Origin of the sequence: Leifsonia sp. CL147, assembly GCF_900114565.1 — a bacterium.
In the GTDB taxonomy this organism is placed as follows: domain Bacteria; phylum Actinomycetota; class Actinomycetes; order Actinomycetales; family Microbacteriaceae; genus Leifsonia.
Genome location: NZ_FOTM01000017.1, coordinates 1 through 26996, shown reverse-complemented (window position 1 = coordinate 26996; position 26996 = coordinate 1). Strand labels below are relative to the sequence as shown.

The window sequence follows — 26996 nt, the reverse complement described above, 5'->3', positions numbered from 1 at the left end:
GCGTGTACTTGAAGAGTCTGACGCTCAAAGGCTTCAAGTCGTTCGCGCAGCCGACGACGTTCGCCTTCGAGCCGGGCGTCACCTGCGTCGTCGGCCCGAACGGGTCCGGCAAGTCCAACGTGGTGGACGCGCTCGCCTGGGTGATGGGGGAGCAGGGCGCCAAGACTCTGCGCGGCGGCAAGATGGAGGACGTCATCTTCGCGGGCACCGCGACGCGCGGCCCCCTCGGCCGTGCCGAAGTGCAACTGACCATCGACAACTCCGATGGTGCTCTGCCCATCGAGTACTCCGAGGTGACGATCTCGCGCACCCTGTTCCGGAACGGCGGCAGCGAGTACGCGATCAACGGTCAGTCGTGCCGGCTGCTGGATGTGCAGGAACTGTTGAGCGACTCCGGCCTCGGCCGCGAGATGCACGTCATCGTCGGCCAGGGGCAGCTCGATGCCGTGCTGCGCGCCAGCCCGGAGGAGCGCCGAGGCTTCATCGAGGAGGCGGCCGGCATCCTGAAGCACCGGCGCCGCAAGGAGAAGACGCTCCGCAAACTGGAGGCGATGCAGACCAACCTCACGCGCCTCAGCGACCTGGCGGGTGAGGTCCGGCGGCAGCTGAAGCCGCTCGGACATCAGGCCGAGATCGCGCGCGAGGCGCAGTCCATCGCCGCCATCGTGCGGGACGCGCGGGCACGGCTGCTGGCGGACGAGGTCGTCTCGCTGCGCCGGACGCTCGACGACCATGGCCGGACCGAGTCCGAGCGGCACAGCGAGCAGATCGTGCTGCAGGAGCAGCTCGGCCAGAAGCAGTTGCGCCGCACCCGGCTGGAGCAGGCGCAGGTCGGCGACGCGGTGGATGCGGCCCGCAGCACGGCCTTCGCACTGGAGTCGGTGCAGGAGCGGCTCCGCAGCCTGTTCACCCTGGCGAACCAGCGCGTCGCGCTGCTCGGCAGCCAGGGGGATGCGCCCGATGCCGGTCCCAGCGTGACGCCGCAGAACGTCCAGGACGCGCGGGACGAGGTCGAACGGCTCCGTGGCGTCGTGGCCGACGCGGAAGCCGCCTGGACGGCCGCGCAAGCAGTGACCCGCGGTGCCCGGACGCGTCTGGATGCGGTGGATGAGGAGATCGCCGCGCAGAGCGCCCTCGTCTCCCGCCACGACCTGGAGATCTCCCAGCTGAACGGACAGGCGGAGGCTGCCGCGCAACGTCTCGCCGCCGTCCGCGGAGAGGTGCTCCGCCAGCAGAACGCCCTCGACGCTGCCACGGAACGCCGGGAGCGGGCGCGCGCCGAGTTCGCCGCGCGCGAGGCGGAGGCGGCCACGGCCGACATCGGCGAGGGCGACCTCGACGAGGCGTACGAGCTCGCCCAGGCGACGGTCTTCGAAGCGGAGGGCGAGATCGAGCGGCTCCGCGAGGAGCTGCATACCCTGGAGCGGGAGCGCGACGCTCTCGCCGCCCGGACCAGCGCACTTTCGCGTGCACTCGACCAGAAGGACGGCTCTGCCGCCCTCGTCGGCGCGCGCCTTCCCGGCGTCCGGGGCCTGGTGGCTGAGCACGTCCGCGTGCACCCGGGATACGAGACAGCGATCGCGGCAGCGCTGGGGACGCTCGCGGACGCGGTGCTCGCCGACGACCGGGCTGCTGCTCTCGCGGCGGTCGCGCACGCCGCTGCCGACGACCTCGGACGGGTCGAGGTCGTCATCGCCGCGGCCCCCGCATCCTCGGTCGACCTCTCGGGAATCGCCGGCGTCGTCCCCGCGATCAGCGTCGTGGAGGCGCCGGACGGCGTCCGCGGCATCCTCGCGTTCACGGCGATAGCCGACGATCCGGATGCCGCCCGGAGCGCCTTCGAGGCGTTCAGCGGCCGGGGGATCGGCGGACCGGTCACGATCATCACCCGCGGTGGCGATGTGCTCACCGAGCACGTCCTGCGCGGCGGCTCCGGCGCCAAGCAGAGCCGTATCGAGCTGATCGCCGATCGGGATGCGGCCCAGGAGCGACTGACGGAGGTCACCTCCCTCATCGACCGGGCGAAGTTCGCCCTCGCCGAGCAGCGCGGCGTGCTCCAGGTCGCCAAAGAGCAGTCGCAGGCGGCGCTCGCCACGCTCCGCGAGTTCGACGCGAAGCTCGCCGCGCAGAGCGAGCAGGTGAACCGGCTGAAGGTGCAGCTGGAGGCGTCGCAGGCCGAGTTCGACCGGCTCAGCCGGGCGCTCGAGCAGGCAGCGGAACGCGTCGCCGAGGCGGAGCGCAGTGCCGAGAAGGCCAAGTCCGAACTGGAGGCGGCTCGCTCGCGACCGCGTCCCATGCTCGACGTCAGTGCCCGCGACGCGCTCTCCGGAGAGCTGGATGCGGCGCGCGAGGCCGAGGTCGAGGCGCGGCTGGCCGTGGAGACGGCCAAGGAGCGGGTTCGCGCCGAGCAGGCCCGCGGCGAGGCGCTCGTCCGCCGCCTCGAGGCGGAGCGCGCGGCTGCGGAGGAGGCCGCCCGGCGGGCGGTCATCCGCCGGCGTCAGCTGGATGCCGCCCAGAGCGTGATCTCCGCTCTTCCCGCCGTGCTCGCCTCCGTGGATCGCTCGGTCGCAGAGGCCCGCCTGGCTCTGGCGACCGCCGAGGCCGAACGTGCCAGCCAGAACGAGGAGCTCGCGGCCCTCCGTCGCGACGAGAACAGCGTTCGCGAACGGCTGCAGGCCGTCACCGAGTCGGTGCACGGGCTGGAGCTGCAGATCTACGAGAAGAAGCTGCACCTGTCGGGCCTGTTGGAGCGCGCCGGCAGCGAGCTCGGGCTCGTGGAGGATGTGCTGGTCGCCGAGTACGGGCCCGATGTCCCCGTCCCGGTCGATGTGGGCCGCGAGCCCCGGGACGCCGACGCCGACGGCGCGGACCCCGGCACCGCCGGCGACCCCGGCACCGCCGGCGCCCCCGGCACCGCCGGCGACCCCGGCACCACCGCGGACCGCGCCGCCGTCGAGACCGTCCCGTTCTCGCGCGAGCACCAGCAGAAGCGCCTCGCCGCCGCCGAGCGGAAGCTGTCCCAGCTGGGCCGCGTCAACCCGCTCGCGCTCGAGGAGTTCGCCGCGCTGGAGCAGCGCCACAAGTTCCTCACCGAGCAGCTGACCGATCTCACGAACACCCGCAAAGACCTCCTGACGATCATCGAGGACATCGACGAGCGGATGCAGTCGATCTTCGAGTCGGCTTTCGCCGACACCGAGGCCGCGTTCACCCGCGTCTTCCCGATCCTCTTCCCCGGAGGGCAGGGCAGCATCAGCCTGACCGACCCCGATGACCTGCTCACGACCGGCATCGAGGTCTCGGTGAAGCCCGCCGGCAAGAAGATCGAGCGACTCTCACTGCTCTCCGGCGGCGAGCGCTCCCTGGCCGCGGTCGCGCTGCTGATCGCGATCTTCAAGGCCCGCCCCAGCCCGTTCTACATCATGGATGAGGTGGAGGCCGCGCTCGACGACGCCAACCTCGGCCGGCTCCTCACCATCTTCGAGGACCTCCGCGAGAGCAGCCAGCTGATCGTGATCACCCACCAGAAGCGCACGATGGAGATCGCGGACGCGCTGTACGGCGTCTCGATGCGCCAGGACGGTGTCTCCGCGGTCGTCGGCCAGCGCGTCGCGCAGGAGGAGGCGAGCTAGCCGCCGCTTGGGCGAGTGGTGCGCGGCGCTCGCGCGATATGTCAGAACCGGGGCGGCTTCCTGCGGCGCTGCGTGACGCCAGTGCGGACGATTCGCATCCACAGACTGAGCAGCTTATACGCGAAGACACCTGTGAGACCGACCGCTCCCAGACACAGGGCCAGAAGCACGGTACTCACCAGATCCTGACTCATTCGTCCAACATACAGCAATTCCACGCGCAGATCATGTGAACCAAGCATTTTAATGCAGGTATTTCTTGTCTCAAAATGCTTTCGTGGGTTATCCTGGCGAAAGCGCACTCGACCGAGTGCAGAGCAAGGAGTAATGCAAAATGTTGTTCAAGAAATCGCTGTTCGCCGTAGCTCTCGTTGGGCTCTCCATCGTGGCTCCGGTGTCCGTTGCCTCAGCATCAGCGGCATCGCAGTCCGTCGTCAAAATGGGCACAACGACCCAGAACGCGGGCGGTGGGCTCTGGCAGTATGGTGTCGAGTCGACGACCTTTTCGTACTACCACCACGCGACAAAGAACCACACCGCGACGGCGTGCAATGGGGCTTCCTTCGGTCAGACCTGCAGCCAGGCCGCAGCGGTGAAGAACGCTTGGGCAAGGGCATCGATCAGCAAGACTCCGCAGCGTAATACGGCGTACTGGAACACTCTGTGATTCGGGCTGGGCGCGCCGGCGGGCTTTTCGGTGTGCTCCTGATCGCTATGGCGTCTTTGATGGGTTGCACCGCTTCATCGGCTGGACAGGCGGAGGTTCGCGCCGACGAATCAGCAGTTCCAGCGTTCACAGGTCCGTGGAGCGATCTGCTCAAATCCACATATGCAGAGAGCTCGAGCGAGGCTGAGCGTGCGGCTCTTCAAGACGGCGTTATATCCGACCAAGAGTATTCCTACTTCAGAAATCAGATCGTCTCGTGCCTGAAGCGACTCGGAGTTGAGTCCGCATGGACGTCGGATAAAACGCTTGACTACACGAAGCCCGCGAACGTTACCCAGCAACAGATCGACGACTGTAATAAGCAAGGTGGTCTCGGACTGGTGGCCCTTCGCGACGCAATCGACCGGAATCCTCAGGGTTTCGACGAGAATCAGATCGTGGTGGCCTGCCTGAAGCGAGTGAAAGCAGTCGATGGGAGTTATACGCCTGAGGATCTTTCGGCGGGCAAGAGCTTAAGCAAGCTGGCCAACACGAAAGCTTTCGATGGATGCATCGCGGACCCGCTCAACTACGGCACGCGCTAGTAGGGATGGCTAATCAGTCGTTCTCAGGGCTCTCGCCCCGTGAGGCCGTGAGGTAATCAGATTATGAAAACGTTCAAGAAGCGGAAGATTGGCTGGACGGGCCTTGTACTCGCCCTAGTGGTGGGAGCGGCCGCGGTTTTTCTGGCCATCGTGCCAGATGATCTACCCGCCTCGGTCCGACCGTCCCCAGCACCGACCGACGTGGCGCTTTCGACCAACCCGTATACGGACGATCGCGCCGTCGAGGTGCAGCTGTCGCAGTCGGTCCAATATGAATTGCTCGCGGCGCGAGATGGGCGAGTGACGGGCATCGATTGCTCGACGGAGGGACAGCTCGTTTCAGGCTCGAGCTTTTATTCGCTGAACGGAACGCCAGTTGTCACGCTCGCGACCACCATCCCCTTGTGGCGCGACCTCAAGCCAGGGGACCGAGGTGCCGACGTCGTAGCTCTTCAGCAAGAACTCGTTCGGCTCGGTTACAACGTGACGGTGGATGGCGGTATGGGTCGCGAAACGCTCGTCGCCGCCAACAAGCTTGGCAGCGGTGAGCCGAGTGAGGGTAGCGAACCCGGCGTGCCAGTCTCGCACTTCACCTGGATTCCCGCGTCGGCGGTTTATCTTCACGGGTGCAATTCGAAGCTCGGCGACAACGTGGCAGCAGGCACAAAGATCGCTACGGTGACTGTCCAACCGCGAACGCTCCAAGTGATCAATATGCCGACGGATCTAGTGCCGGGGAAGCGCAAATTGGAGTTCGGCACAGGACAATTGGATGTCGATGGTGGAGGGAAGTCCGCTCCCCTGGCACAGAGCCAGCTCAGCTCGGTTAAGGCCGAGACGGCAACGGCCGATTCCAATCCCAGTTGGTCTGCCACACTGAAGCTTTCGGAGCCGATCGATGCAAGCGTGGTGCCGCCGTCGGCCGTCGTCATGCTCAACGGGTCACGGGGGTGTGTGTCCGATCGGCGCCAGTCATTTGCTATCGAGGTCATTGGATCCCAATTGGGTCAGACCTTCGTTCGGTTCGTACGGAGTTCTCCTCCCACTCGCGTCTTGCTCAATCCGAATGCGTCGAAGTCATGTCAATAGCGTTGCGCGACGTCGGGCACCGGTTCGAGCGCGCGGCTTGGCTCTTCGAAGGAGTGAACGCTGATTTTGCACCAGGACAGATCTACGCGCTAACCGGACCGTCAGGCTCGGGGAAAAGCACCTTGCTGTCTATACTTGGCGGCTGGTTGACACCGGCAAGAGGGAGCGTGATCATTCCCGATGGTCTTCGCATCGGTTGGGTATTCCAGAATCCCCATGGCAGTCCCCGGCGGTCGGCCCGCGATCATGTCGTCCTACCTTTCCTGGCCCGAGGGCTTGGCCGAGAACGGGCGGAGCCGTTTGCGAATGAGTTGTTGGAGAGGATGGCACTATCGCACGTTGCGGATTCTCCTTTCGCAAACCTCTCGGGAGGCGAAGCCCAACGGTTGATGCTTGCGAGAACAATCGCTTCTGATCCGCAGCTTTTGCTGATCGATGAACCGACCGCGCAGCTCGACCGATCGAGCTCCGGCTCGGTCGTCTCTTCGATTGGAGAAAGTGCGGGGGAGGGCCGGATCGTGGTAATTGCCACGCATGATTCAGCGGTGGTCAAGGCTTGCTCAGGCAGAGTCGAGTTGTGACGCCGTGAAGTGCTTGGCGGTATTCAGCGAAGCTTGGCGGAATGCTCGGACCGGCACTGCGCGCTCGGGGCTATTGACCGTACTTTTCATGGCGATAACACTCGCCTTGATGGGTGCGGACCTCGTGACCGCGCATCAGGTGCTCGAGCAAGCAGAGCGATATAGATCCAGCGGTGCTGCCGTCATGGTGCTTTCCGCTCGAGGCCGGATTGACGGACAGGTGTGCGAGTCTCTCAGTTCCCTTCCCGGAATTCGCGGTGCCGGAGGCTTTCGAAATTCGAAGGCACAGCTCGTCCCATCGTCTCTACCCGATTCGCCCCTTCCGACCTCGATGGTTAGCGGAGGACTCCTTGAGATATTGAACGCATCGGAACAGAGCGCTGGCGTGTTCGCTGGCCCGGAGGCCTACGAGACCCTTGGGCTGAAACAGAGGAAGTCCTTGGCCACGCCACAGGGTGATGTGGCGCTGGGTGGCAGATTCGAGTATCCGGCGGACGGTCGAAGATCAGGCCTCTCATACTCAGTTCTCGTGCCGGTCCCCGCAACCGGCCGGTTCGATGAATGCTGGGCTGAGATCTGGCCCTCCAATCAAGAGCTGTCGCAACTTCTGCTGACGACGGTTCTGCCCTCGTCGTCCTCGAAAGACCTTCCAGAGTTGACGCAGCTGAACACGACGATGGGGGCTTCTTTCGACGCGGCGAACGCCTTGAGTACGAGGTCTACCCGCTTTGCCGCACTTGCGGGATCTCTAGCAGCCGGGGGCTTGGGGCTTTTCAGCACCCTGAGGCGGCGGTTGCAGAACGCCGCAGCGATGCACGTCGGGGTCTCGCGTCGTTCCATTCTCGCGATGCTTGCGCTGGAGACCCTGACGTGGACCATCGGGACAACCCTCCTCACCGTGGGGCTCGGACTGTGGCTCGCCAGATTCGCAGACCCATCAGAGCAGCCCTACTTGGGTTCGATCGGCCTGCGAATTCTTGCTGCCTCAGTTGGTGGGGCGTTCGCCGGTGTGGGTTTTGGAGCCGCCTTCACTCGCGAAGACCACCTCTTCCGCTACTTCAAGATGCGGTAGAAGAAGGAGCGCTTACCCCCACTCGATGACCGCGAGCGCGTCGTCGAGGCCGGTCAGCGCCTCGGCCGCGCGTGCCTCGCACGCGGCGGCCACGGCATCCAGTGTCCCGTCCGGCGCCGCCTCGCGCAGGTGGCGCGCGAGCAGCAGCAGGTCGCGGTTGTCGCCCAGCGCGTCCTGGACCGTCTCCGCGGCGGAGGCGAGCCGGAGCGAGCGGTCGCCGAGGTCGTCGCCGACCGCTTCGGCGGCGTACCGGAGGCGGCGTGAGGCCTTGCGGGTGGCGTGCCTCTGCTCCAGGGTGTCGCCCTCGCTGCGGCGCACACGCCGGACGGCCTTTTTCAGCCCCTTCCGCGCGATCTTCTTCGGGGCGTCCCGCCCGGGCTCGCTCAGCGGCGGGTCGGCGGCGAACTGCTGCAGGTCCGCGAGGAGCTCCCGGTGACCGCGGCTTCGAAGCAGGTGCAGCAGGTCGTCGAGCGCACGCTCGTGCTGCTCCAGCGCGCGGTCCGCCAGCGCAGACGCCGCTGCCCGCACGGGCTCCACGTCCTGCCCGTCCGCCAGCGCCCGCAGGCCCGCGGCGCGCACCTCCAGCTCGCGAACGTTGCCGAGCCGGCGTCCGAGCCCTTTGAGCCGCTCCCGCATCCGCCGCTCCGCCTCACGGTCGAACGCCTTCTTGTACACGCTCAGGATGCCGCGCAGCCGTCGCACCCGGGTGCGGGCCTGGTGCACTGCATCCTCGCCGTCCGCTTCGATCGCGACCAGCTGCTCGGCCAGCTCCGCCGAGACTCCCACGAGCGCGTACATGAGCACACGGTAATCCGCCGACTACGCTGATGGATATGGCTGATCGCACCCCCTGGTCTCTGTCGGGCGCCCTCCGCGGGCTGTTCGCCAAGAAGACCATCGACGACGACACGTGGGACGACCTCGAGACGGCTCTCATCACCGCCGACTTCGGTCCGGACGTCACAGAAGCGGTCGTCGACGACCTGCGCGCCAAGGTCGAGCGCTACCACACCACGGATCCGGCCGACCTGCAGCGGATGCTGCGCGAGACGCTCGAGGAGCGGCTCTCCAAGCTCGACACGACCCTCAAACTGAGCGATCGCCCGGCGATCGTCCTCGTGGTGGGAGTGAACGGCGTGGGCAAGACCACCACGATCGGCAAGTTCGCGAAGTTCCTGCGCACGTACGACCGCTCGGTCGTCGTGGGTGCGGCCGACACGTTCCGCGCCGCGGCGGTGGAGCAGCTCGCGACCTGGGCCGAGCGGGCGGGCGCCGAGATCGTGCGGCCTCAGCAGCCGGGACAGGATCCGGCGTCGGTCGCGTTCCAGACCGTCGAGAAGGCCAAGCGCGACGGGACCGAGATCGTGATCATCGACACGGCCGGCCGGCTGCAGACCAAGGGCGGTCTGATGGATGAGCTGTCCAAGATCAAGCGCGTGGTCGAGAAGCAGTCCCCGATCGCCGAGGTGCTGCTGGTCCTCGACGCCACCACCGGGCAGAACGGCCTGGCGCAGGCGGAGGCGTTCCTCGAGCACGCCGGCGTGACCGGGCTCGTGCTGACGAAGCTCGACGGCTCGGCGAAGGGCGGTTTCGTGCTCGCCGTGCAGGAGCGCACGGGCATCCCGATCAAGCTCGTCGGGCAGGGTGAGGGGATCAACGACCTGACCGGATTCACGCCGCACGTCTTCGCCCAGCAGCTGGTGGGATAGGGTCACGCCATGGCGATCGAGCACGACTTCTTCGGCATCATCGACGAGACGGCCAGCGGCGGACTGGCCTGGGACGACACGGTGGAGCTGGGAGACCAGGCCATCGACGTCGAACTCCTCGCCGACGATGAGAGCCGCGTCCCCGAGTTCGCCCTGGATTCGGCGGCGGCGCTCATCCAGGCCCTCGAAGGCTTCGACGCCCGGGCACGGGATGCGCTGGTCGCCGAGCTCAGTTCGCGCCAGTCGGCGACCTCGAGCTACATCGACGAGCACGTCGAGAAGCTCGGCGACAGCCTCGTCGACCTCCTCGTTCACAACTCGGGCGACATCGCCATCGACGTCCTCCGGTCGCTGCAGCTGCTCACCGTCGTCCTCCAGGTCGACCACGCCGACGAGGACGAGGTGTTCGCCACCTTCGACTACTCGATCGCACCCGACGAATCGGATGCGCTGCTGACGGTCTCGTTCGATGTGCGCGGCGACGTCGTCGCGGTCGAGACATCGGGCGAGTGAACGACGTTCACGGCGTCTAGCCGATATCGCCCGGTAGAATCACTGGATCATGGCTACTTTCGGTTCCCTCTCCGACCGTCTTGCGGACACCTTCAAGAACCTGCGCACCAAGGGAAAGCTGTCGCCGGCGGACGTCGACGGCACGGTGCGCGAGATCCGTCGCGCGCTGCTCGACGCGGATGTCGCGCTCGAGGTGGTCAAGGACTTCACCGGCAAGGTGCGTGAGCGTGCGCTGAGCGACGAGGTCAACAAGGCGCTGAACCCTGCGCAGCAGATCGTCCAGATCGTCAACGAGGAGCTCGTCGGCATCCTCGGCGGGCAGCAGCGCCGGCTGCAGTTCGCGAAGCGTCCGCCGACCGTCATCATGCTGGCGGGTCTGCAGGGCGCGGGAAAGACGACGCTCGCGGGCAAGCTCGGCAAGTGGCTCGTCAAGGACGGCCACACTCCGCTCCTGGTCGCCGCTGACCTTCAGCGACCCAATGCCGTCACCCAGCTGCAGATCGTGGGGGAGCAGGCCGGTGTGCCGGTATTCGCCCCCGAGCCCGGCAACGGCGTCGGGAACCCGGTGAAGGTCGCCAAGGACGCGCTGAAGTTCGCCGAGACCAAGCAGTACGACACGGTCGTCATCGACACCGCCGGACGCCTCGGCGTCGACGCCGAGCTCATGCGGCAGGCGGCCGACATCCGCAAGGCCACCGATCCGGACGAAGTGCTGTTCGTCATCGACGCGATGATCGGTCAGGACGCGGTCGCGACCGCCAAGGCCTTCCAGGACGGCGTGGACTTCACCGGCGTCGTCCTCTCCAAGCTCGACGGCGATGCGCGCGGTGGCGCCGCGTTGTCCGTCGCATCCATCACGGGCCGGCCCATCATTTTCGCGTCCACCGGTGAGGGGCTGGACGACTTCGAGCCGTTCCACCCCGACCGGATGGCGTCGCGCATCCTCGACCTCGGCGACATCCTCACCCTCATCGAGCAGGCTCAGGAGGCCTTCGACGAAGAGGAGGCGCGCAAGGTCGCCGAGAAGTTCGCGACCGATACCTTCACGCTCGACGACTTCCTCAAGCAGATGCAGCAGCTGCGCAACATGGGGTCGATCAAGAAGATGATGGGGATGCTGCCCGGCGCGGGTCAGATGAAGCAGCAGCTCGACCAGTTCGACGAGCGTGAGATCGTCCGGACCGAGGCCATCATCCAGTCGATGACGAAGGCGGAGCGCACGAATCCGAAGCTCCTCAACGGCTCGCGGCGGCTGCGCATCGCGAAGGGGTCGGGGGCGACGGTCACCGAGGTGAACCAGCTCGTCAACCGCTTCGAGCAGGCCGCGAAGATGATGAAGACGGTTGCGAAGGGCGGCGTGCCGAACGTTCCGGGCATGGGTCCCATCCCGGGTGCCTCCTACGGCGGCCGCAAGCAGCAGAGCAGCAAGAAGAAGGGTTCCCGCTCCGGCAACCCGGCGAAGCGCGCGGCGGAGAATGCGGCGCTGGCCGCCGGCGTCGCGCCGGCCGGTGCGTCGGCGGGCGGCGGAAGCGGCTTCGGTCTCGGCGGCGGCGCAGCGAAGAGCGCCCCGGCGGGTGGGCCGTCCGAAGAGGAGCTGGCCGCACTGCAGAAGTTCCTGGGTCGCTAGCCGGTCGCCGGTCCGTCCGGTCGTCGGCCGGCACGCTCCCGCGAGCTACAGTGCGAGGTTGAGGGGCCGCAGCTTCGAATCGATGGCCTGCGCCACGACCCGCTGGCCGGCCGCGTTCGGGTGGATGCCGTCCGCCTGCACGAGCTCGGGGTGGCCGACGAGCGGGAAGCCGATGTCGAGCCAGGTGCCGTCCACGTCGCGCACCGCGTCCCCGACGATCTCGTCCACGCGCGACATCGTGGCCGGGGGATGGTCGGAGCCCCAGATCCCGGTGATCCCGACGATCGTCGCGCCGCGGAACTTCTCCCGCAGCTCCCGCAGCATCGTGTCGGCGTCCGCGGTCACGGCGGCGGGATCCTCGTCGCGGTCGTTGCGGGTGGCGGCGAGCAGGATGACCTGCGGATGCAGGCGCAGCGCCGCATCCACCTGCTGCCGGTAGGTGGTGCCGTTCCACCCCGCCTTGACGAAGCCCGAGCCGGAGACCGCGAGATCGGTGAGTCGCCAGCCGTGCGCCGCGGCGACCAGGGAGGGCCAGGCCTGCGCCGGCGTGACGCCTTTGCCGAAGGCGATCGAATCGCCGATGGCGACCGCGTTCACCGCACCCGTCGCTCCTGCCCGACCGCCGGCAGCGGGCGCGGCGATCACCGTGGACTGCGCGGCGACCGGGCGTGCGGCCGGCGTCGCGGAGCATCCGGCGAGGGCCAGGAGGGCGACCGTCAGCGCGGCCGGCGCGAGGAGGGGCAACCGGGTGCTGAGCGGGCGCGAGGCGCGTCGGGTGAGGGTGCGCGCGGGAGCGAGGCTAAGCGGTCGGACCTGAGAATACCCCGTGTTCGACTCCCGGGCGTGTCGCGACGGTGGTAGGCGGGCGGCTACGGCCGGACGTGTTGGGCCGCGATTGCGCTCGACACTCTCTGCGCGAGCAGCTTCTGCCCTTCGACCGTCGGATGGACGTGATCGGCGAGGACGAGCTCGGGGTGCCCGGCGAACGGCTGGCCGAGGTCCACCCAGGACCCGCCGACGGCCAGCACGGCGGCCTTCACCGTCTGCGAGATCACGGGCACCTCCGCGGGGGCAGGATCGGAGCCCCACAGGGCGCTGACGCCGATGATGCGGGCGTGGGGCAGGGCGGCGTGCAGCCGATCGAGAGCGGCCGTCGCCGCTGCGCTCAAGGTGGCGGGTGAAGCGAACACGTCGTTCCGCGTCGCCCCGACGATGACCACGTCGGGATGCACGCGGATGACCGCGCTGACCTGATCGTTGAAGATGTGCGTGTTCAGGCCCGGCGCGGTGAAGCCGGCGGCGCTCTCGGCGAAATCGCTGAGGGTCCAGCCGAAATGCTGGGCCACGAGCAGCGGCCAGGCGTCTTCGGCGGGCACTCCGTTGCCGATGGCGATCGAATCGCCGATGGCTGCGGCGATGACGGGCTTCGACGACGCCGTGGGCGCGGATGTCGTCCGCGCATCCGAAGCGGTGGGCGTCGTCGGTGCACCCGAGGTGCAGGCGGCCAGGGACGCCGCGATGAACACGGCGGAGGTGACAGCCGCCGTGAGCCGGGCGAGAGGGGTTCGTCTGCTCACGCGATCAAGGATAGGAGGCGCTGCTCGGCGGATCGTCACAACTCCAGCTTCGCCGCGACGGTCGCAGCGATCGCCTGCTGGCCCGGGAGTGTGGGGTGCTCGCCGTCGTCCTGCACGAGGCCCGCCTGGCCGCGGTACGGCTGTCCCAGGTCGAGCCAGGTGCCGCCGGCCGCGAGGACCGCCTGCTGCAGGGACGTGTTCACGCCCGAGAGCTCGTCATCGCCCGCCGCCCCGCTGAGGGCGTTGTAGCCGACCAACCGCGTGCCGGGGAGTGCGGCGCTGAGTCGCTGAACCGCCTGCTGCATCGCCGCGGCCACCTGAGCCCCGTCGGAGTCGAGATCGTTGTCGGAGGCGCCGATGAAGACGAGCTGGGGCTTCAGTGCGATCGCCCGGTCGACCTGTGCGGAGAAGTTGTCGCCGTCCGGACCGGGGGCGACGAAGCCGGCGCCCGGCTCGCTCAGATTGTCCAGCCTCCACCCGTGGCTGGATGCGAGGAGCGCAGGCCATGCCTCGGCCGGTTCGAGGCCGAGGCCGGATTCGATGGAGTCGCCGATCACGACGACATGTTCGGCGGTCGGCGAGGTGGAGGCCGCAGCGGTCGCAGCGTTGGAGGCGGCGCTGGCGGCCGCGCAGCCGGAGAGGGCGGTGAGCGCCAGCAGAGCGGCCGTCATCACGGTCGCCGCGGCGGCGAGGGGACGTCGAGCGAGCATGCTTCAACGGTACGCCGCCGACCCTATGGATCGTCTCAGCAGCGCTTGTGGTCCCGCCCAGAAGCGATCCTCGCGCCCGACGCACCGCAGGGTCTACGGCCGGCGCGTCAGGCCGTTGCGCAGCTCGTGGGTCAGCGAGCTCACCACCGCCTGCAGGCTGCCGCCGTTCTGCTCCGCCACGGCGAGCTGCCGCTGGTAGCTGGCTCCCGCATCCAGAATCGGTCCCACCGCCGCGAGCTGCTCGACGCATCCCAGCCGCTCGGCCTCGGGCTGCAGGTCGTGGACGAGGTCGCGCAGGGCGTCGGAGACCAGGCGCTCGCTCCCGTTCGGCGCCTCGATGATCTCGGCCTCGAGACCGTATCGTGCCGCGCGCCACTTGTTCTCCCGGACGAACCACGGCGGGAGGGTGACCGGCTCGATGCCCTCGTCCAGCTGTCCCGACATCCGATCGGTGAGGCAGTGGATGAGCGCCGCCACCGCTCCGACCTCGTCGGCTGTGGAGAGCCCGTCGCAGGCACGCATCTCCACCGTGCCCCACCGCGGGGAGGGGCGGATGTCCCAGCGCACCTCCGAGTGGTCCTCGACGACGCCGGTCGTGACGAGGTCCTGCACGTACTCCTCGTAGTCGGCCCACGTCCCGAACTGCCAGGGCAGTCCCGCCGTGGGCAGCTGCTGGAACATCAGGGCGCGGTTGGAGGCGTATCCCGTGCGTGCACCGGCCCAGAACGGGCTCGACGCGCTGAGGGCCTGCAGGTGCGGGTAGTAGGTCAGCAGCCCGTTGACGATCGGCAGCGCCTTGTCGACCGAGTCGATGCCGACGTGCACGTGCACGCCCCAGATCATCATCTGCCGGCCCCACCACTGGGTGCGATCGAGCAGGCGGTCGTAGCGCTCATTCGGCGTCACCTGCTGGTCGAACCAGTGGGCGAAGGGATGCGTCCCCGCGCACATGAGCTCGACGCCCCGCGGGTCCGTAACCTCGCGGACCAGGCCCATCAGCTCCTGCAGATCGGCGACCGCGGCAGGCACCGTGCGGTGGACGCGGCTGACCAGCTCGACCGTGTTCATGAGCAGCTCGTGCGTGATCTGCGGATGCTCCCGGCCGTCGGGCGTGCCGAGCTCGCGGAGGACCTCGTCGGCGACCTGCACCAGGTCGCCGGTGGCGCCGTCCACGAGGGCGATCTCCCACTCGATGCCGACGGTGGAGCGTTCGGAGTCCGAGAATTCGATCAGCATGCGGTCGTCCCGTCCGTCCGATTGTTCAAAGCAGGGCAGTATCTGACAGAATAGCTAGTTGAGTTCGTCGTTCCCGACCCTCTATCCGGTACGACGGACGAACCTTGAGACCTCCTGCCGAGTGTGCCCCCACGCCCGCGGCAGTCAGTTCGACACATCATCCACTCACACAGGAGAATCGTGGCTGTCAAAATCCGTCTGAAGCGCCTGGGCAAGATCCGCGCTCCGTACTACCGCATCGTCGTCGCCGACTCGCGCACCAAGCGCGACGGTCGCGTGATCGAGGAGATCGGTCTGTACCACCCGACCGAGGAGCCCTCGCGCATCGAGGTCGACTCCGACCGTGCGCAGTACTGGCTGAGCGTCGGCGCCCAGCCGACCGAGCAGGTCACCGCGCTGCTGAAGCTCACGGGCGACTGGGGCCGCTTCAAGGGCGACGCGAACGCCGTCAGCACCGTCAAGGTCGCCGAGGGCAAGGCCGAGTTCGTCGCCGACGAGAAGAAGAAGCCGGTCCTCAAGCCCAAGGCTGACAAGACGGCCGCTGCCGCCGCTGCCGCCGCTGTCGTCGAGGCCGAGGTCGAGGCCGAAGAGGCTGCAGAAGCCGAGGTCGTCGCCGAGGCGGAGACCATCGCCGACGCCGCCGCCGACGACGAGAAGGCCTGACGTCTTGCTCGCACCCGCGCTCACGCACCTGGTCAAGGGGATCGTCGATCACCCTGACGACGTCCACGTCGTGGCCAAGAGCTCCCCGCGTGGCGAGGTCCTCGAGATTCGCGTGAATCCCGAGGACCTCGGCCGGGTGATCGGCCGCTCCGGCCGCACGGCGAAAGCCCTGCGCACGCTGGTGGCCGCGCTGGCCGACGGCCGGCGCGTCCGTGTCGACGTCGTCGACGACTGAGGTGGCGGACCACAAACTGCCCCGCAAGGAGGTGGCCCCGCGGCCCGGTCAGACCGAGCTGCGGATCGGCCGCCTCACCAAGGCGCACGGCCTGAAGGGCGCCTTGAAGATCGAGCTGTACACGGACGAGCCGGAGAAGCGGTTCGTCCCGGGTGCGGTGTTCACTCTGCAGGTGCCCACCGCATCCAAGTGGCACGGCAAGACGCTCGAGCTTCGTGAGCTGCGCTGGTACAACGGTCACGCCGTCGGCTTCTTCGAAGGAGTCGACGACCGGAGCGAGGCGGAGACGCTGACGAAGGCGATCCTCTGGGTGAGCCAGGATGTGAAAGAGCTCCCCGCGGAGGAGGACGCCTGGTACGACCACCAGCTGGTCGGCCTGGACGCTCTCCGCGACGGCGTGTCCGTCGGCCGCGTGGCCCGCGTGGATCACCTGCCGGCCCAGGATCTGCTGGCGATCGCGACCGCCCACGGCGAAGTGCTCGTGCCCTTCGTGAAGGCCATCGTGCCGGAGGTCGACCTGGCCGCCGGAACCGTGACACTGACGCCGCCTCCCGGGCTCTTCGAAGAGCTGCCGGACGACGGCGAGCCGGACGACGAGAAGCCGGACGACGAGAAGCCGGACGACGAGGAGCCGGACGGCGAGAAGCCGGACGACGGCGAGCCGGCCGAGAAGCCGGACGACGGCGAGCCGGCCGAGAAGCCGGACGACGAGAACTGAAGTGGGCGACCCCGAGGGGTCGCCCTCTTCGTCATCCGACGATCGCGAGGCCGCGGCCTCGCAGCATGCGGGCGTCCGCGCCGAGCGCGGCGAGCAGCCGTGCGTGCGTGCCGACGATGTGCTCATGGATGAGTTCGGCGGCATCGTCCGCCTGTCTCGCGGCGACGCAGCGGAGGATCTCGCGGTGCTCCTCCCACGGCTCCTCGCTTCGGGCCACGAGCCAGCGCGATCGCGCGAGCCGGGTCATGGCCGAGTCGACCGTGTCCGCGAAGAACGCGTTGCCCGAGAGCGCAGCCAGGCGGACGTGGAACCCGGTCCCGGCGTGCACCGCCTCATCCGTGGGCCGTCCCGGGTCGAAGCCGTCGAGCTGGGCGGCCAGCGCAGCGATGTCTGCGTCTGCGGCACGCGCACAGCTGAGGCGCGCCGCCGCCGTCTCCACCGCATCCCGAAGCTCGCTGAGCTGCGCGATCTCGCCGAGGTCGATGGGGGAGACCTGCCACGCGCGTCCGTCCCGGGAGACCAGGCCTTCCCCCTCCAGCCGCATGAGCGCGGCGCGCAGCGGAGTCCGGGATGCCCCGAGCTCGGTCTCGAGCCCGCGCTCGGTGAGCCGGGAGCCGGGGACGCGGTCGAGGTCGAGGATCTGCGCCCGGAGCCGGGCGTACACGCCGGACGACTCAGGGCCGTGGGCTGCTGAAGGGAGAGCGGACGTCCGCGTCCCACTGGCTGACACCGTCATGATCCTCCCTTGGTATACCGGCTCGGTATACCGCTAGGGTATACCCATGAGCCGTGACCGCCGTCCCCGACCGTGGCTGATGCTGGCCTTCGGTGTCCTCGCGCAGGCCAGTTCCACTGTGTTCGTGTCGACACCCGCCTTCCTCATCCCTCTGCTGCACACCGAACGCGGGCTCAGCCTCGCCCAGGCCGGACTGCTGGCGTCGGCCCCGACGCTCGGGCTGGTCCTCACCCTCATCGCCTGGGGCGCGCTGAGCGACCGGATCGGCGAGCGCTGGGTGATCTCCTGCGGTCTGGCGGTCACCGCCCTCGCGGCGTTCGCCGCCATGTTCGTCGATGACTACATCGCACTCGGTGCATTGTTCCTCGTGGGCGGGATGGCGTCAGCCAGTCCCAACGCGGCGAGCGGGCGCGTCGTCATCGGCTGGTTCCCGAAGGAGCGGAGGGGACTCGCCATGGGCATCCGGCAGATGTCCCAGCCGCTCGGGGTCGCGATCGCCGCGGTCAGCGTCCCCGTGCTCGCCGCCGCGGGAGGGATCGCTGCAGCGCTCGTCGTGCCGGCCGTGCTGTGCGGCGTGTCGGCGATTCTCTGTGCGCTCGGGATCGTGGACCCGCCGCGGCCTCCCCGTGGCGTCGCGGGCGAGGGGCGCGCACATTCCCAGACCGTGTGGCAGCCGTACCGCGAGACCTCGCTGCTGTGGCGCATCCACGGCGTCTCGATGCTGCTCGTGGTTCCCCAGTTCACCGTGTCGACGTTCGGGCTGGTGTGGCTCGTGTCCCAACTGCACTTCTCATCCCTGGCGGCCGGCCTGGTGATCGGCGTGAGCCAGTTCGCCGGTGCCGTCGGCAGGATCGGGGTCGGCGTTCTGAGCGACCGGGTCGGCAGCCGCCTGCGCCCGCTGCGCTGGGTGTCGCTGTCCGCCGCCGGCGTGATGTTGCTGATGGCGGCGGCGTCCGCTCTCGGCTCGGTTGCGGCGGCCGTCATCCTCATCGTCGCGGCGATCGTGACCGTCGCCGACAACGGCCTCGCCTACACCTCCGTGGCCGAGATCGCCGGCCCGTTCTGGTCGGGACGGGCGCTCGGCGCCCAGAACACCGGCCAGTTCCTGGCCGCCTCCGTCGTCGGACCGGCGGTGGGCGCGCTCATCGGCTGGCTCGGGTATCCGATCGCCTTCGCGGTCGTGGCGGTCTGCCCGGCCGTCGCGGCGCCCCTCGTCCCGCGCGACCGCGAACTCGCCGTCGTCCCCGCGTAGCCCGGCGGTCGCATCCCGGGCGCCCTTCTAGACTTCAGGGATGCGCATCGACATCGTCACGATCTTCCCGACCTTCTTCGATGTTCTCGACATCTCGCTGCTCGGGAGGGCGCGCCAGACAGGCCTGATCGAGCTCGGCGTTCACGACCTGCGGGACTTCACCCACGACCGTCACCGGACCGTGGACGACACCCCGTACGGCGGCGGAGCCGGGATGGTCATGAAGCCCGAGCCGTGGGGCGAAGCGCTCGACAGCATCCTCGAGGGCGCCGCGGATCCGGTCGTGATCTTCCCATCGCCTGCCGGCGAAGTCTTCACCCAGGCGATCGCGCGCGAGCTCGCCCAGGAGCAGCACCTGGTGTTCGGCTGCGGCCGGTACGAGGGCATCGACCAGCGGGTCTTCGACGACACGGCGAAGCGTGCGCGGGTGCGTCTGATGAGCATCGGGGATTACGTTCTCAACGGCGGCGAAGTGGCGACGATGGCCATGATCGAAGCCGTCGGCCGGCTCATCCCCGGGGTGGTCGGCAACCCCGAGAGCCTCGTGCAGGAGTCCCACGAGGATGGTCTCCTCGAATACCCGAGCTACACGAAGCCCGCAGTCTGGCGCAGCCACGAGGTGCCGCCGGTGCTGCTCTCCGGCAACCACGGCGCGGTCGACGCCTGGCGCCACGAGCAGCAACTCGCGCGCACGCGCGCCGTCCGTCCCGACCTGCTGTCCTGAACCCCTCCTGGCCGGGGTGCTAGGGAGCGGTGAGGACCAGAGGGCCGTCCGGGGTGATGGCGACGGTGTGCTCCGAGTGGGCGCCGCGTGACCCGTCGGCGCTGCGCAGTGTCCATCCGTCGCGGTCGGTGTAGATCTCGTCGGTGGTCGCAAGGAGCCACGGCTCGATCGCGATGACGAGGCCCGGGCGGAGCGGGTAGCCGCGCCCGGCCCGTCCGTCGTTGGGGATGTGCGGATCGCCGTGCATCGTCCGTCCGACGCCGTGACCTCCGAACTGCGTGTTGATCGAGTAGCCCTCCGCGTGGGCGACGGCGGCGATCGCGGCCGAGATGTCGCCGATCCGGCCGCCGGGCTGCGCCGCCTGGATGCCGGCCGCGAGCGCCCGGCGCGTGGTCTCGATGAGTCGCAGGTCCTCGTCCCGAGGGGTGCCCACCACCAGGCTCACCGCCGAGTCCGCCACCCAGCCGTCGACGCCGGCCGCGAAGTCCAGGGTCAGCAGGTCGCCGTCCTGCAGCCGGTAGTCGTGCGGCAGCCCGTGCAGCACCGCGTCGTTGACGGAGGTGCAGATCACCTTGCCGAACGGACTGGCGCCGAACGACGGGTGGTAGTCGATGTAGCAGGATTCCGCTCCGCGCCGGCGGATCAGGTCGTGCGCCAGCGCATCCAATTCGAGGAGGTTGACGCCGACGTGAGCAGCCGCGGCGGTCTGCGCGAGGACATCCGCCACGAAGCGTCCGGCCGGGCGCATCTGTTCGATCTCGGCGGGCGTCCTCAGCTCGATCACGGGTACTCCATTTCTGTTCCGGATGATGACTCCAGTCTCGCAGGTCGGCATGCGGCAAACCTGCAGCCGGGGCACAGGCGCCGGCGGCTACGCTGATGCCGTGTTCATCCGCAAGGCGTTCTACTGGTGGCTCTTCCCGTCCGCCGTGGTCCTCCCTGTCTGGCTCTTGATCGGCGGGGCCGCTTTCGACCAGGGGAGCGGGTGGTCGTTCCTCGGCCTTCTGCTGCTCTGCCCGTTCCTGTTCGTCGCAGGACTCGTCCTCGGCGGCATCGTGATGGCGCGGCGGAGTGTGCGGCAGAGTCGCGCCGTCTCCTGGTACGACGTCGGCCTGTTCGGCGCCTGGCACCTCGCGATCATCGCTTTCGGCTTCTTCCCGCACGGGGTCACGCCCTGGCTCGCTGTTGCGGGCGTCCTGTTGTTCGTCGCGACCTTCTGGGTGTCGCTGTGGCAGCTGTGGCGCGAGACGCGCAGGCGCGTCCAGGACACGTTCGCCGCTTATGAACGCGCGGCGCAGCAGCGTCCCGTGGGCCGGCCGGCCGGCGGTGCGCGGAGCGGCGCCATCGACGGCGGGGAGTACATCGTCGTCCAAGAGCACCGCGACGGCGACTAGAGCCGAGAACCTACGTCAGACCGCTTTGGCAAACCGGGGCCGGTCATGGCAGAATTGACCCTTGTGCCGCGGCCGCGCTCTGCCACAGGGGAGCCAGCATTCTCGCGACACCGCATACCGAACCCAGACGGCCGTCGCTCCTGAACGGAGCCGGCCCCAGAGTCCGTCCCCGACCCGTGGCGGGTACAGAGAGCGAACAGCCATGCACATCCTCGATCAGGTCGACGCCGCGTCCCTCAAGCAGGACATCCCGGAGTTCCGCGCCGGCGACACCGTCAAGGTGCACGTGAACATCATCGAGGGCACCCGCTCTCGTGTCCAGGTCTTCCAGGGCGTCGTCATCGGCCGCTCGGGCGAAGGCGTCCGCGAGACCTTCACGGTCCGCAAGATCAGCTTCCAGGTGGGTGTCGAGCGCACCTTCCCCGTGCACTCCCCGGTCATCGACAAGATCGAGGTCGTCACCCGCGGCGACGTGCGCCGCGCGAAGCTCTACTACCTCCGCGAGCTCCGCGGCAAGAAGGCGAAGATCAAGGAGAAGCGCGAGCACTGAGCTCCGCTCCCACAGCATCCCGAGCTCCCGGTCCGTATTTCGGACCGGGAGCTCGTTCGTTGCATGAGGGGATGCTGCCGCCGAGCGATTATCCTGGAGTCCTCGGACACGTTCGATGGATGAGGGGAGCGCCGACCGCGATGATGACCCCCGTCTCTCCGACCCTGCGGTTCGAGAAGGCCCTCTACCGCGAGGGCGTGACCTCGATCGTCGCCGTGGACGAGGTCGGCCGCGGAGCTCTCGCCGGACCGGTCGCCGTCGGGATGGTCGTCATCGACACAGCGGTCAAGCGCATCCCTCCGGGACTCCGCGACTCCAAGCTGCTGCCGGAGCCGGTCCGGGAGTCCCTGGAGCCGTTGTGCCGCAAGTGGGCCCTGCACCACGCGGTCGGGCTGGCGAGCTCGGAGGAAGTCGACGCGCTCGGGATCATGCGCTGTCTCGGGCTTGCCGGCGCCCGCGCTCTGGCCCAGCTGGAGGAGCAGGGCGCGTCCGTGCACGACAGCACGCTCATCCTCGACGGCAACTACGACTACCTCAATCCCGTGCTGATGCGGCCGGCGAAGGTGGTGACGCGCATCAAGGCGGACCGCGACTGCGCGTCGGTGGCCGCTGCGTCCGTGATCGCCAAGGTGCACCGCGATCGGATGATGATCGCTCACGATGTCGACTACCCCGGCTACGGCTGGGCGAGCAACAAGGGATACTCCACACCCGAGCACTTCGCCGCCATCGCGGAGCTCGGGCCGAGCGCCCTCCACCGGCTCACCTGGCTGAAGCAGCCGGCCCTGATCGACGTCCTCGAGTAGTGTCCTCATCGCCTCGCTCATCCACAGCTTGGAGGCGGCCGGAACACTCGTCGCGCTTACGGCATAGACTTGACGAACAATGGATGAGGACGAGTTCGACGACTACGACCGCGAGGTCGAGTTGGCTTTGTATCGCGAGTACCGGGACGTCGTCTCGCAATTCAAGTATGTGATCGAGACGGAACGCCGTTTCTATCTGGCGAACGAGGTGGAGTTCGTGCGCCGCGACACCGAGCACGACTTCTACTTCGAGCTGACGATGAACGATGTCTGGGTGTGGGATGTCTACCGCGCCGACCGTTTCGTGAAGTCCGTCCGGGTCCTGACGTTCAAGGACGTCAACATCGAGGAGCTCTCCTCCAAGGAGTTCGAGCTGCCCAAGGAGCTCGCACTCGACGAGTGAGCTGTGCTCGGCGATCTGTGATCTGCTCGGCGAGTTGAGCTGTGCTCGGCGATCTGTGATCTGCTCACAGCCCACCGGCGATCGGTGGTTCTCCACAGATTCGTGACTCCGTGCTTCCCGTTTTCTCCGCTCCTCCAGGCTGGAGGAGGAGGAAAACATGGCACTGAAAGACGAATTGGGCCGGCGCGGCGAGCAGGTTGCTGCCGACTGGCTCCAAGAGCAGGGGTACGCCCTCATCGACCGCAACTGGCGTTGCCCTTCGGGCGAACTCGACCTCGTGCTGCGCGACGGATGCACGATGGTGTTCGCGGAGGTGAAGACGCGGTCATCGCTGGCGTTCGGCCATCCATTCGAGGCCATCACCGCCGAGAAGGCTGCGCGGCTTCGCCGTCTGGCGGCAGCGTGGTGCCATGAGCGCGGGCCGGGGTCGGTGGAGGTGCGCATCGACGCGATCGCGGTGACCGATGCCTGGACGGACCGGCCGGTGGTCGAGCACCTGAAAGGGATCGTCTGATGGCCCTCGCACGTACCTTCGCCATCGCTCTCGACGGGGTCAGAGGCCACGTGGTAGAGGTGGAAGCCGACATCTCGGCCGGGTTGCCGGCCTTCGTGCTGATCGGTCTCCCGGACACGGCGCTCGGCGAATCCCGTAAACGGGTGGGGGCGGCGGCCATGAACGCGGGGTGTTCGCTGACGCAGAAGAAGCTGACGGTCAATCTGTCGCCTGCGGCGCTGCCCAAGCAGGGTTCCAGCTTCGATCTGGCGATCGCCATCGCTGCTCTCTCGGCGGCCGGGGCTGTGCCGGGCGAGTCCGCTGCACGTGCCGTTCACCTGGGTGAACTCGGGTTGGACGGGAGGCTTCGGCCCGTCCCCGGCGTTCTCCCCGCTGTGCTCGCCGCGCGCGAGGCCGGATTCGACCGGGTCGTGGTGCCGGCCGGGAACGCCGAGGAGGCTCGTCTCGTCGACGGGATCGAAGTGCTCGGCGTGACGGGTCTGCGGGCGGCGGCGATCCTCCACGGGGCAAAGCTCGACCCGGTCGACGAGGAGCCGGTGATGCCTGCTCCTGCCGAGCTGCGGCGAGCGGCGGAGCCGGACATGGCCGAGGTGAGCGGAAACGACGAAGCGGTGGAGGCTCTGGTCGCCGCAGCGGCCGGCGGGCACCATCTGTCCATGGTCGGACCGCCCGGCGCGGGCAAGACGATGCTCGCCCGGCGGCTGCCGTCCCTTCTTCCCGACCTCGTCGGGGCCGAGGCGTTGGAGGCGACCTGCATCCGCTCGCTCGCAGGTCTCGGCGTGGGCGCCGAGCTGGTGAGCCGGCCACCCTTCGAGGCGCCGCATCACACGGCCTCGGCAGTGTCGCTGATCGGCGGAGGGAGCGGGCGGATCAAGCCAGGAGCGATCGTCCGGGCGACGCACGGCGTCCTCTTCCTCGACGAGGCGGCGGAATTCCCGCCGTCCGTCCTCGACGCGCTGCGTCAGCCGCTCGAGAACGGAAGCATCACCATCCACCGGGCGAGTGGGGCGGCATCCTTCCCGGCACGGTTCCAGCTCATCCTCGCGTCGAATCCCTGTCCGTGCGGCCACTACGGCTCCATGGATGCGGAATGCACGTGCTCGCCGATCTCCCGAAGGCGCTATCTGGCGAGGATGTCCGGGCCGCTCCTGGACCGGGTCGACATCCGCCTCTCGGTGCACCGGCTCGGCCTGGCCGCCTTGCGGTCAGCCCCCGGGCAACGATCGTCCGGTCGGACCAGCCGCGAGTTGCGGGAACGCGTGGAGGCCGCCCGTGTCCGGGCGGCGGAGAGGTTGAGCGGCACCGAGTGGACGCGCAATGCCGACGTGGCGGGTAGCTGGTTGCGCGCGGGGAAGCGCCGGCTGAGTGGCGCCGCGATCGCGCCGCTCGACCGAGCGCTCGAACGCGGCGGGATCACGATGCGCGGGTACGACCGCACGCTGCGGCTGGCGTGGACGCTCGCGGATCTGGACGCTGCCGCCTCGCCCGATGTCGATCACGTCGGCCGGGCGCTCTTCCTGAGAAGGGGGATCGCCGCATGAACGCGGAGCGCGGCCACCGGGGTGCGACCTCACTGCCCGGACTTTCCGATCGGGAACTCGGCCGTCTGCTGGCACCGGTGAGCTCCAGCGCCGGCCCAGAGCCGGCGAGTGGGCAGAGCGGCGATGTCGTGCTGGAACGCTTCGCACGCGCGGCGCTGACGACCGCAGTCGAACCGGGCGATCTCGACGCGGGTCGGCTCGTGGAGTCGCTCGGTGCCGTCGGCCTGGTGCGCGCCATCGTGGACGGCTACGACGCTGACCGGGTACTGGACCTGGCCGGGAGGGACTCGGAGACGGCGGAGCACGATGTCGCTGATTCCGCTGGAGTCACCGCCGACGCACACAGCGATCGCGGCGCTGCCGCGAGCCGGATCTCCCAGTGTCTTGCGCGATGGCGACCGCGGCTTTCGCTGAGTGAATCCGCCCGGGCCGTGGAGCGGGCGGCCCGGCTCGGCGCACAGCTCCTAGCTCCGGGGGACCGATTCTGGCCGGAAGGTTTGGCCTCCCTCGAGGAGGGAGCACCCGTTGCCCTGTGGATTCGCGGCGATGCAGAGCGGCTGGAGAGCCTGCACAGGTCCATAGCCCTCGTCGGCGCGCGGGCCTCTTCGCAGTACGGTGAGCACGTCGCGATGGAGAGCGCAGCAGGACTTGCCGATCGCGGCTTCGCAGTGGTCTCCGGAGGCGCGTACGGAATCGATGCGGCCGCGCATCGCGCCACGCTCCTCAGCGGAGGACTGACCGTGGCGTTCCTGGCGGGTGGGGTCGATCGCCTCTATCCCGCGGGGAACAGTGAGCTGCTCAAGCGCATCGCGGCGGAAGGAGTGTTGGCGGCGGAGCTTCCACCGGGGAGCACACCGACGCGCTGGCGATTCCTCATGCGCAATCGGCTGATCGCGGCCGCGGCGAACGCGACGATCGTCGTCGAGGCGGGCCGTCGATCGGGATCGCTGAATACCGCCGGCCACGCGTCTCAGCTCGGTCGCCCACTCGGAGCGGTTCCGGGGAGCATCCTCTCGCCGGCATCGGCCGGTTGCCACCGACTGATCCGCGAGTATGCGGCGACGTGCGTGACGACGACCGAGGAGATGGCCGAGCTGGCGGACCCGCTCGGCATCGGGCCCGAACCAGCTCCACCGAACCTCCAGCCGGCGACCTCGAGCGGCGGGGAATCTGACGCCGAACGCAGTGTCGTCACCGCACTGTCCCGCGCGCACGGAGCCAGCGCCGACGAGATCGCGGCTCGGGTCCAGCTGCCCTTCGCCATCGTCGCGGCGGTGCTCGGCAGGCTCGACTTGGCGGGTCGCGCCCGCGAGCGCGCCGGCGGCTGGATCCTGAGCGAAGGGAGCCGAGGGTGACAGGGCGGCATGCGCCCGAGCAGGGCCCCGCCGTCGCCCGCGACGCCGTCAGTCAGGTCTATGCCGCCGCGATCCACCCGAAGCTGCGGGATGGGTCGGCCACCCAACCCGCGGGCGGGCGCAGCCGGGGCGTGGCTATGTCACGGGTTCTGTGAATGCTGCGAAGCCCCCAATTCGGGGGGTTACTCCCCGAGTTTACGCGGAGTTCACATAGCTCGTGTTGACGGTGTACCCAGGTGTCTGCCATAAAGGGGGTTATCGCATCCGGATGGTTCGGTGCACGGGCGTATGGGGGACGAGGGATGCGGGATCCGGATGGGGACGCGCGACGCGTGACCGGTCACAAGGCGTGGCTGGCTGTGTTGATCGGTGCTCTGGTGTGCGGGGGTGCGGCGGTCCTGGTGGTCGCCGGCGTGTTCGGGGGGTTGGGGTCGGCTCGGCCGTTGCCGAGGGGGGAGCTGGTGGTCGCGACGTTGCCGGCGAAGCCGGCGGCGTTGGACCGTGCGGGGGTCGTCAAGGAGCTGGCGGCAGAGCGCTCGTCGGTGAAGGCGCCGGCGTTGACGGATTCGGCGTGTCTGGATGCGGTGGCGAAGCGTTATGCGACCGCCGTGGCGGGCATCCCTCAGGGCGGGCCGGTGCCGCAGCCGACCGTCGGCCCTACTGCGTGCGGGGGAGCGGTGCAGGTCGGGTGGGTCCGCGGGGTCGACCCGTCGGGGGTGATCCAGTCGCGGAGCGTGTTCACGCGTGACGCGGCGGGGGTGTCGCCGTTGGCGGACGCGGCGGCGAAGCGTGTCGGTGTCGCGCTGGTCGCGGCTCCTGGTTCGCACGGCTCGGTCTCCGGGTACGTGCTGGCGTGGGCGGTGTCCAGGTGACCGGGCGTCGTGGTGGGTTCTGGTCTGTGTCTTCTGTGGTTTTCGGAAAGGGTCTGATGCGCGCTTCCACCATGTTCCTGGCGGGCCGGCGGTTGCGGGCCGCGGTCGCGGTCGCCGCGACAGCGCTGGTGACGGCGTCGTTGCTGGTGGCGACGCCGGCGCAGGCGGCTGCGCCGGCCGGGTTGGTGGTGCTGGATCCGGATGACAACTATTCGCATGCGGTGTGGGGTGGGCAG

The 26996-nt window shown here is 68.6% G+C and carries 30 protein-coding genes; 23 read left to right on the top strand and 7 right to left on the bottom strand.

Translation table 11 applies throughout. The features are described from left to right. Window positions 1–2 precede the first annotated feature (2 nt). From smc to BM287_RS17630, 6 genes are all read left to right on the top strand, one after another. The gene (gene smc / locus BM287_RS13815; protein WP_090041563.1) at window positions 3–3632 is read left to right on the top strand and encodes a chromosome segregation protein SMC; all 3630 of its coding nucleotides are present in this window, start codon (window positions 3–5) and stop codon (window positions 3630–3632) included. A 334-nt stretch (window positions 3633–3966) separates the two neighbouring features. Next, window positions 3967–4299, top strand: a complete 333-nt coding sequence (locus BM287_RS13810) for a lactococcin 972 family bacteriocin (RefSeq protein WP_090041562.1) — start codon at window positions 3967–3969, stop codon at window positions 4297–4299. A gap of 32 nt (window positions 4300–4331) precedes the next feature. Beyond that, the gene (locus tag BM287_RS17640; RefSeq protein WP_139230694.1) at window positions 4332–4883 is read left to right on the top strand and encodes a hypothetical protein; all 552 of its coding nucleotides are present in this window, start codon (window positions 4332–4334) and stop codon (window positions 4881–4883) included. Window positions 4884–4946: 63 nt separating this feature from the next. Further along, window positions 4947–5972, top strand: a complete 1026-nt coding sequence (locus tag BM287_RS17635) for a peptidoglycan-binding domain-containing protein (RefSeq protein ID WP_139230693.1) — start codon at window positions 4947–4949, stop codon at window positions 5970–5972. After that, window positions 5963–6553 carry an ATP-binding cassette domain-containing protein gene (locus BM287_RS13805; RefSeq protein WP_090041559.1) on the top strand — a complete coding sequence of 197 codons (591 nt, stop codon included), beginning with the start codon at window positions 5963–5965 and terminating at the stop codon, window positions 6551–6553. The genes BM287_RS17635 and BM287_RS13805 overlap by 10 nt, the downstream gene beginning before the upstream one ends. 88 nt (window positions 6554–6641) lie before the next feature. Further along, a complete protein-coding gene (locus BM287_RS17630; RefSeq protein WP_139230692.1) occupies window positions 6642–7625 on the top strand; it encodes a hypothetical protein in 984 nt (327 codons plus the stop codon). Window positions 7626–7637: 12 nt separating this feature from the next. Here the strand turns inward: BM287_RS17630 and BM287_RS13795 are convergent, their stop codons facing one another. Continuing rightward, window positions 7638–8423: a CHAD domain-containing protein gene (locus BM287_RS13795; protein WP_244528292.1), complete on the bottom strand. Its 786-nt coding sequence runs from the start codon at window positions 8421–8423 to the stop codon at window positions 7638–7640. A gap of 35 nt (window positions 8424–8458) precedes the next feature. On the opposite strand from BM287_RS13795, the gene ftsY reads away from it, so the two are divergent. From ftsY to ffh, 3 genes are read left to right on the top strand one after another with little or no spacing between them, the layout of a single operon-like run. Continuing rightward, window positions 8459–9334 (top strand): signal recognition particle-docking protein FtsY, encoded by an 876-nt coding sequence (gene ftsY / locus BM287_RS13790; protein WP_090042178.1) that lies wholly within the window; start codon window positions 8459–8461, stop codon window positions 9332–9334. A gap of 9 nt (window positions 9335–9343) precedes the next feature. Then, on the top strand, window positions 9344–9847 hold the full coding sequence (locus BM287_RS13785; protein WP_090042179.1) for a DUF2004 domain-containing protein: 504 nt from the start codon (window positions 9344–9346) through the stop codon (window positions 9845–9847). A 49-nt stretch (window positions 9848–9896) separates the two neighbouring features. Beyond that, window positions 9897–11474 carry a signal recognition particle protein gene (gene ffh / locus BM287_RS13780; protein ID WP_090042182.1) on the top strand — a complete coding sequence of 526 codons (1578 nt, stop codon included), beginning with the start codon at window positions 9897–9899 and terminating at the stop codon, window positions 11472–11474. A 45-nt stretch (window positions 11475–11519) separates the two neighbouring features. Here ffh and BM287_RS13775 read toward each other — a convergent pair whose 3' ends face one another. The 4 genes from BM287_RS13775 to BM287_RS13760 form a co-directional block, all read right to left on the bottom strand. Beyond that, window positions 11520–12218 carry an SGNH/GDSL hydrolase family protein gene (locus BM287_RS13775; protein WP_090042186.1) on the bottom strand — a complete coding sequence of 233 codons (699 nt, stop codon included), beginning with the start codon at window positions 12216–12218 and terminating at the stop codon, window positions 11520–11522. Window positions 12219–12343: 125 nt separating this feature from the next. Next, complete coding sequence (locus BM287_RS13770; protein ID WP_244528290.1) at window positions 12344–13051, bottom strand: SGNH/GDSL hydrolase family protein; 708 nt, start codon at window positions 13049–13051, stop codon at window positions 12344–12346. A gap of 35 nt (window positions 13052–13086) precedes the next feature. Next, window positions 13087–13761, bottom strand: a complete 675-nt coding sequence (locus BM287_RS13765; protein WP_090042189.1) for an SGNH/GDSL hydrolase family protein — start codon at window positions 13759–13761, stop codon at window positions 13087–13089. A gap of 93 nt (window positions 13762–13854) precedes the next feature. Then, on the bottom strand, window positions 13855–14997 hold the full coding sequence (locus BM287_RS13760; RefSeq protein ID WP_090042191.1) for a glutamate--cysteine ligase: 1143 nt from the start codon (window positions 14995–14997) through the stop codon (window positions 13855–13857). A 180-nt stretch (window positions 14998–15177) separates the two neighbouring features. Here BM287_RS13760 and rpsP point away from each other — a divergent pair, with 180 nt between their 5' ends. The 3 genes from rpsP to rimM are packed head-to-tail and all read left to right on the top strand — an operon-like array spanning window position 15178 to window position 16613. Continuing rightward, entirely contained in the window at window positions 15178–15660 is a 483-nt protein-coding gene (gene rpsP, locus BM287_RS13755; RefSeq protein WP_090042194.1) for a 30S ribosomal protein S16, read from the top strand. A gap of 4 nt (window positions 15661–15664) precedes the next feature. After that, entirely contained in the window at window positions 15665–15895 is a 231-nt protein-coding gene (locus tag BM287_RS13750; RefSeq protein ID WP_090042196.1) for an RNA-binding protein, read from the top strand. Between the two features lies 1 nt (window position 15896). Further along, window positions 15897–16613 carry a ribosome maturation factor RimM gene (gene rimM / locus BM287_RS13745; protein WP_170857557.1) on the top strand — a complete coding sequence of 239 codons (717 nt, stop codon included), beginning with the start codon at window positions 15897–15899 and terminating at the stop codon, window positions 16611–16613. A 31-nt stretch (window positions 16614–16644) separates the two neighbouring features. Here rimM and BM287_RS13740 read toward each other — a convergent pair whose 3' ends face one another. Next, window positions 16645–17349: a GntR family transcriptional regulator gene (locus BM287_RS13740; protein ID WP_090042200.1), complete on the bottom strand. Its 705-nt coding sequence runs from the start codon at window positions 17347–17349 to the stop codon at window positions 16645–16647. A gap of 46 nt (window positions 17350–17395) precedes the next feature. Between BM287_RS13740 and BM287_RS13735 the strand changes: the two genes are divergently transcribed. Continuing rightward, window positions 17396–18601: an MFS transporter gene (locus BM287_RS13735; RefSeq protein ID WP_090042203.1), complete on the top strand. Its 1206-nt coding sequence runs from the start codon at window positions 17396–17398 to the stop codon at window positions 18599–18601. A 40-nt stretch (window positions 18602–18641) separates the two neighbouring features. After that, window positions 18642–19325 carry a tRNA (guanosine(37)-N1)-methyltransferase TrmD gene (trmD, locus tag BM287_RS13730; RefSeq protein WP_090042206.1) on the top strand — a complete coding sequence of 228 codons (684 nt, stop codon included), beginning with the start codon at window positions 18642–18644 and terminating at the stop codon, window positions 19323–19325. A gap of 19 nt (window positions 19326–19344) precedes the next feature. Here trmD and map read toward each other — a convergent pair whose 3' ends face one another. After that, window positions 19345–20109 carry a type I methionyl aminopeptidase gene (gene map / locus BM287_RS13725; protein WP_090042209.1) on the bottom strand — a complete coding sequence of 255 codons (765 nt, stop codon included), beginning with the start codon at window positions 20107–20109 and terminating at the stop codon, window positions 19345–19347. A 100-nt stretch (window positions 20110–20209) separates the two neighbouring features. On the opposite strand from map, the gene BM287_RS13720 reads away from it, so the two are divergent. The 9 genes from BM287_RS13720 to BM287_RS13680 form a co-directional block, all read left to right on the top strand. Then, window positions 20210–20719 carry a hypothetical protein gene (locus BM287_RS13720; protein WP_090042232.1) on the top strand — a complete coding sequence of 170 codons (510 nt, stop codon included), beginning with the start codon at window positions 20210–20212 and terminating at the stop codon, window positions 20717–20719. Between the two features lie 202 nt (window positions 20720–20921). Further along, window positions 20922–21269 (top strand): 50S ribosomal protein L19, encoded by a 348-nt coding sequence (rplS, locus tag BM287_RS13715; protein ID WP_090042211.1) that lies wholly within the window; start codon window positions 20922–20924, stop codon window positions 21267–21269. A gap of 119 nt (window positions 21270–21388) precedes the next feature. Then, window positions 21389–22075: a ribonuclease HII gene (locus tag BM287_RS13710; protein WP_090042214.1), complete on the top strand. Its 687-nt coding sequence runs from the start codon at window positions 21389–21391 to the stop codon at window positions 22073–22075. A gap of 79 nt (window positions 22076–22154) precedes the next feature. Next, window positions 22155–22478 carry a DUF2469 family protein gene (locus BM287_RS13705; RefSeq protein WP_018190696.1) on the top strand — a complete coding sequence of 108 codons (324 nt, stop codon included), beginning with the start codon at window positions 22155–22157 and terminating at the stop codon, window positions 22476–22478. 157 nt (window positions 22479–22635) lie between these two features. Then, window positions 22636–22992 (top strand): YraN family protein, encoded by a 357-nt coding sequence (locus tag BM287_RS13700; RefSeq protein WP_090042217.1) that lies wholly within the window; start codon window positions 22636–22638, stop codon window positions 22990–22992. Further along, complete coding sequence (locus tag BM287_RS13695) at window positions 22992–24533, top strand: YifB family Mg chelatase-like AAA ATPase (RefSeq protein ID WP_090042220.1); 1542 nt, start codon at window positions 22992–22994, stop codon at window positions 24531–24533. The genes BM287_RS13700 and BM287_RS13695 overlap by 1 nt, the downstream gene beginning before the upstream one ends. Next, complete coding sequence (gene dprA, locus BM287_RS13690) at window positions 24530–25888, top strand: DNA-processing protein DprA (RefSeq protein WP_090042223.1); 1359 nt, start codon at window positions 24530–24532, stop codon at window positions 25886–25888. The genes BM287_RS13695 and dprA overlap by 4 nt, the downstream gene beginning before the upstream one ends. A 332-nt stretch (window positions 25889–26220) precedes the next feature. Then, the gene (locus BM287_RS13685) at window positions 26221–26760 is read left to right on the top strand and encodes a hypothetical protein (RefSeq protein WP_139230691.1); all 540 of its coding nucleotides are present in this window, start codon (window positions 26221–26223) and stop codon (window positions 26758–26760) included. A gap of 56 nt (window positions 26761–26816) precedes the next feature. Continuing rightward, the coding region (locus BM287_RS13680) for a hypothetical protein (RefSeq protein WP_211772986.1) at window positions 26817–26996 on the top strand (180 nt) is incomplete at its 3' end.

What these genes read in the sequence shown, in the direction of transcription:
- BM287_RS13810 (WP_090041562.1), top strand. Translation starts at nt 3,967, where the DNA reads ATGTTGTTCAAGAAATCGCTGTTCGCCGTAGCTCTCGTTGGGCTCTCC.
- BM287_RS17635 (WP_139230693.1), top strand. Translation starts at nt 4,947, where the DNA reads ATGAAAACGTTCAAGAAGCGGAAGATTGGCTGGACGGGCCTTGTACTC.
- BM287_RS13805 (WP_090041559.1), top strand. Translation starts at nt 5,963, where the DNA reads ATGTCAATAGCGTTGCGCGACGTCGGGCACCGGTTCGAGCGCGCGGCT.
- BM287_RS17630 (WP_139230692.1), top strand. Translation starts at nt 6,642, where the DNA reads ATGGCGATAACACTCGCCTTGATGGGTGCGGACCTCGTGACCGCGCAT.
- BM287_RS13795 (WP_244528292.1), bottom strand. Translation starts at nt 8,423, where the DNA reads ATGTACGCGCTCGTGGGAGTCTCGGCGGAGCTGGCCGAGCAGCTGGTC.
- ftsY (WP_090042178.1), top strand. Translation starts at nt 8,459, where the DNA reads ATGGCTGATCGCACCCCCTGGTCTCTGTCGGGCGCCCTCCGCGGGCTG.
- BM287_RS13785 (WP_090042179.1), top strand. Translation starts at nt 9,344, where the DNA reads ATGGCGATCGAGCACGACTTCTTCGGCATCATCGACGAGACGGCCAGC.
- ffh (WP_090042182.1), top strand. Translation starts at nt 9,897, where the DNA reads ATGGCTACTTTCGGTTCCCTCTCCGACCGTCTTGCGGACACCTTCAAG.
- BM287_RS13765 (WP_090042189.1), bottom strand. Translation starts at nt 13,761, where the DNA reads ATGCTCGCTCGACGTCCCCTCGCCGCCGCGGCGACCGTGATGACGGCC.
- BM287_RS13760 (WP_090042191.1), bottom strand. Translation starts at nt 14,997, where the DNA reads ATGCTGATCGAATTCTCGGACTCCGAACGCTCCACCGTCGGCATCGAG.
- BM287_RS13740 (WP_090042200.1), bottom strand. Translation starts at nt 17,349, where the DNA reads ATGACGGTGTCAGCCAGTGGGACGCGGACGTCCGCTCTCCCTTCAGCA.
- BM287_RS13735 (WP_090042203.1), top strand. Translation starts at nt 17,396, where the DNA reads ATGAGCCGTGACCGCCGTCCCCGACCGTGGCTGATGCTGGCCTTCGGT.
- trmD (WP_090042206.1), top strand. Translation starts at nt 18,642, where the DNA reads ATGCGCATCGACATCGTCACGATCTTCCCGACCTTCTTCGATGTTCTC.
- rplS (WP_090042211.1), top strand. Translation starts at nt 20,922, where the DNA reads ATGCACATCCTCGATCAGGTCGACGCCGCGTCCCTCAAGCAGGACATC.
- BM287_RS13710 (WP_090042214.1), top strand. Translation starts at nt 21,389, where the DNA reads ATGAGGGGAGCGCCGACCGCGATGATGACCCCCGTCTCTCCGACCCTG.
- BM287_RS13705 (WP_018190696.1), top strand. Translation starts at nt 22,155, where the DNA reads ATGGATGAGGACGAGTTCGACGACTACGACCGCGAGGTCGAGTTGGCT.
- BM287_RS13700 (WP_090042217.1), top strand. Translation starts at nt 22,636, where the DNA reads ATGGCACTGAAAGACGAATTGGGCCGGCGCGGCGAGCAGGTTGCTGCC.
- BM287_RS13695 (WP_090042220.1), top strand. Translation starts at nt 22,992, where the DNA reads ATGGCCCTCGCACGTACCTTCGCCATCGCTCTCGACGGGGTCAGAGGC.
- dprA (WP_090042223.1), top strand. Translation starts at nt 24,530, where the DNA reads ATGAACGCGGAGCGCGGCCACCGGGGTGCGACCTCACTGCCCGGACTT.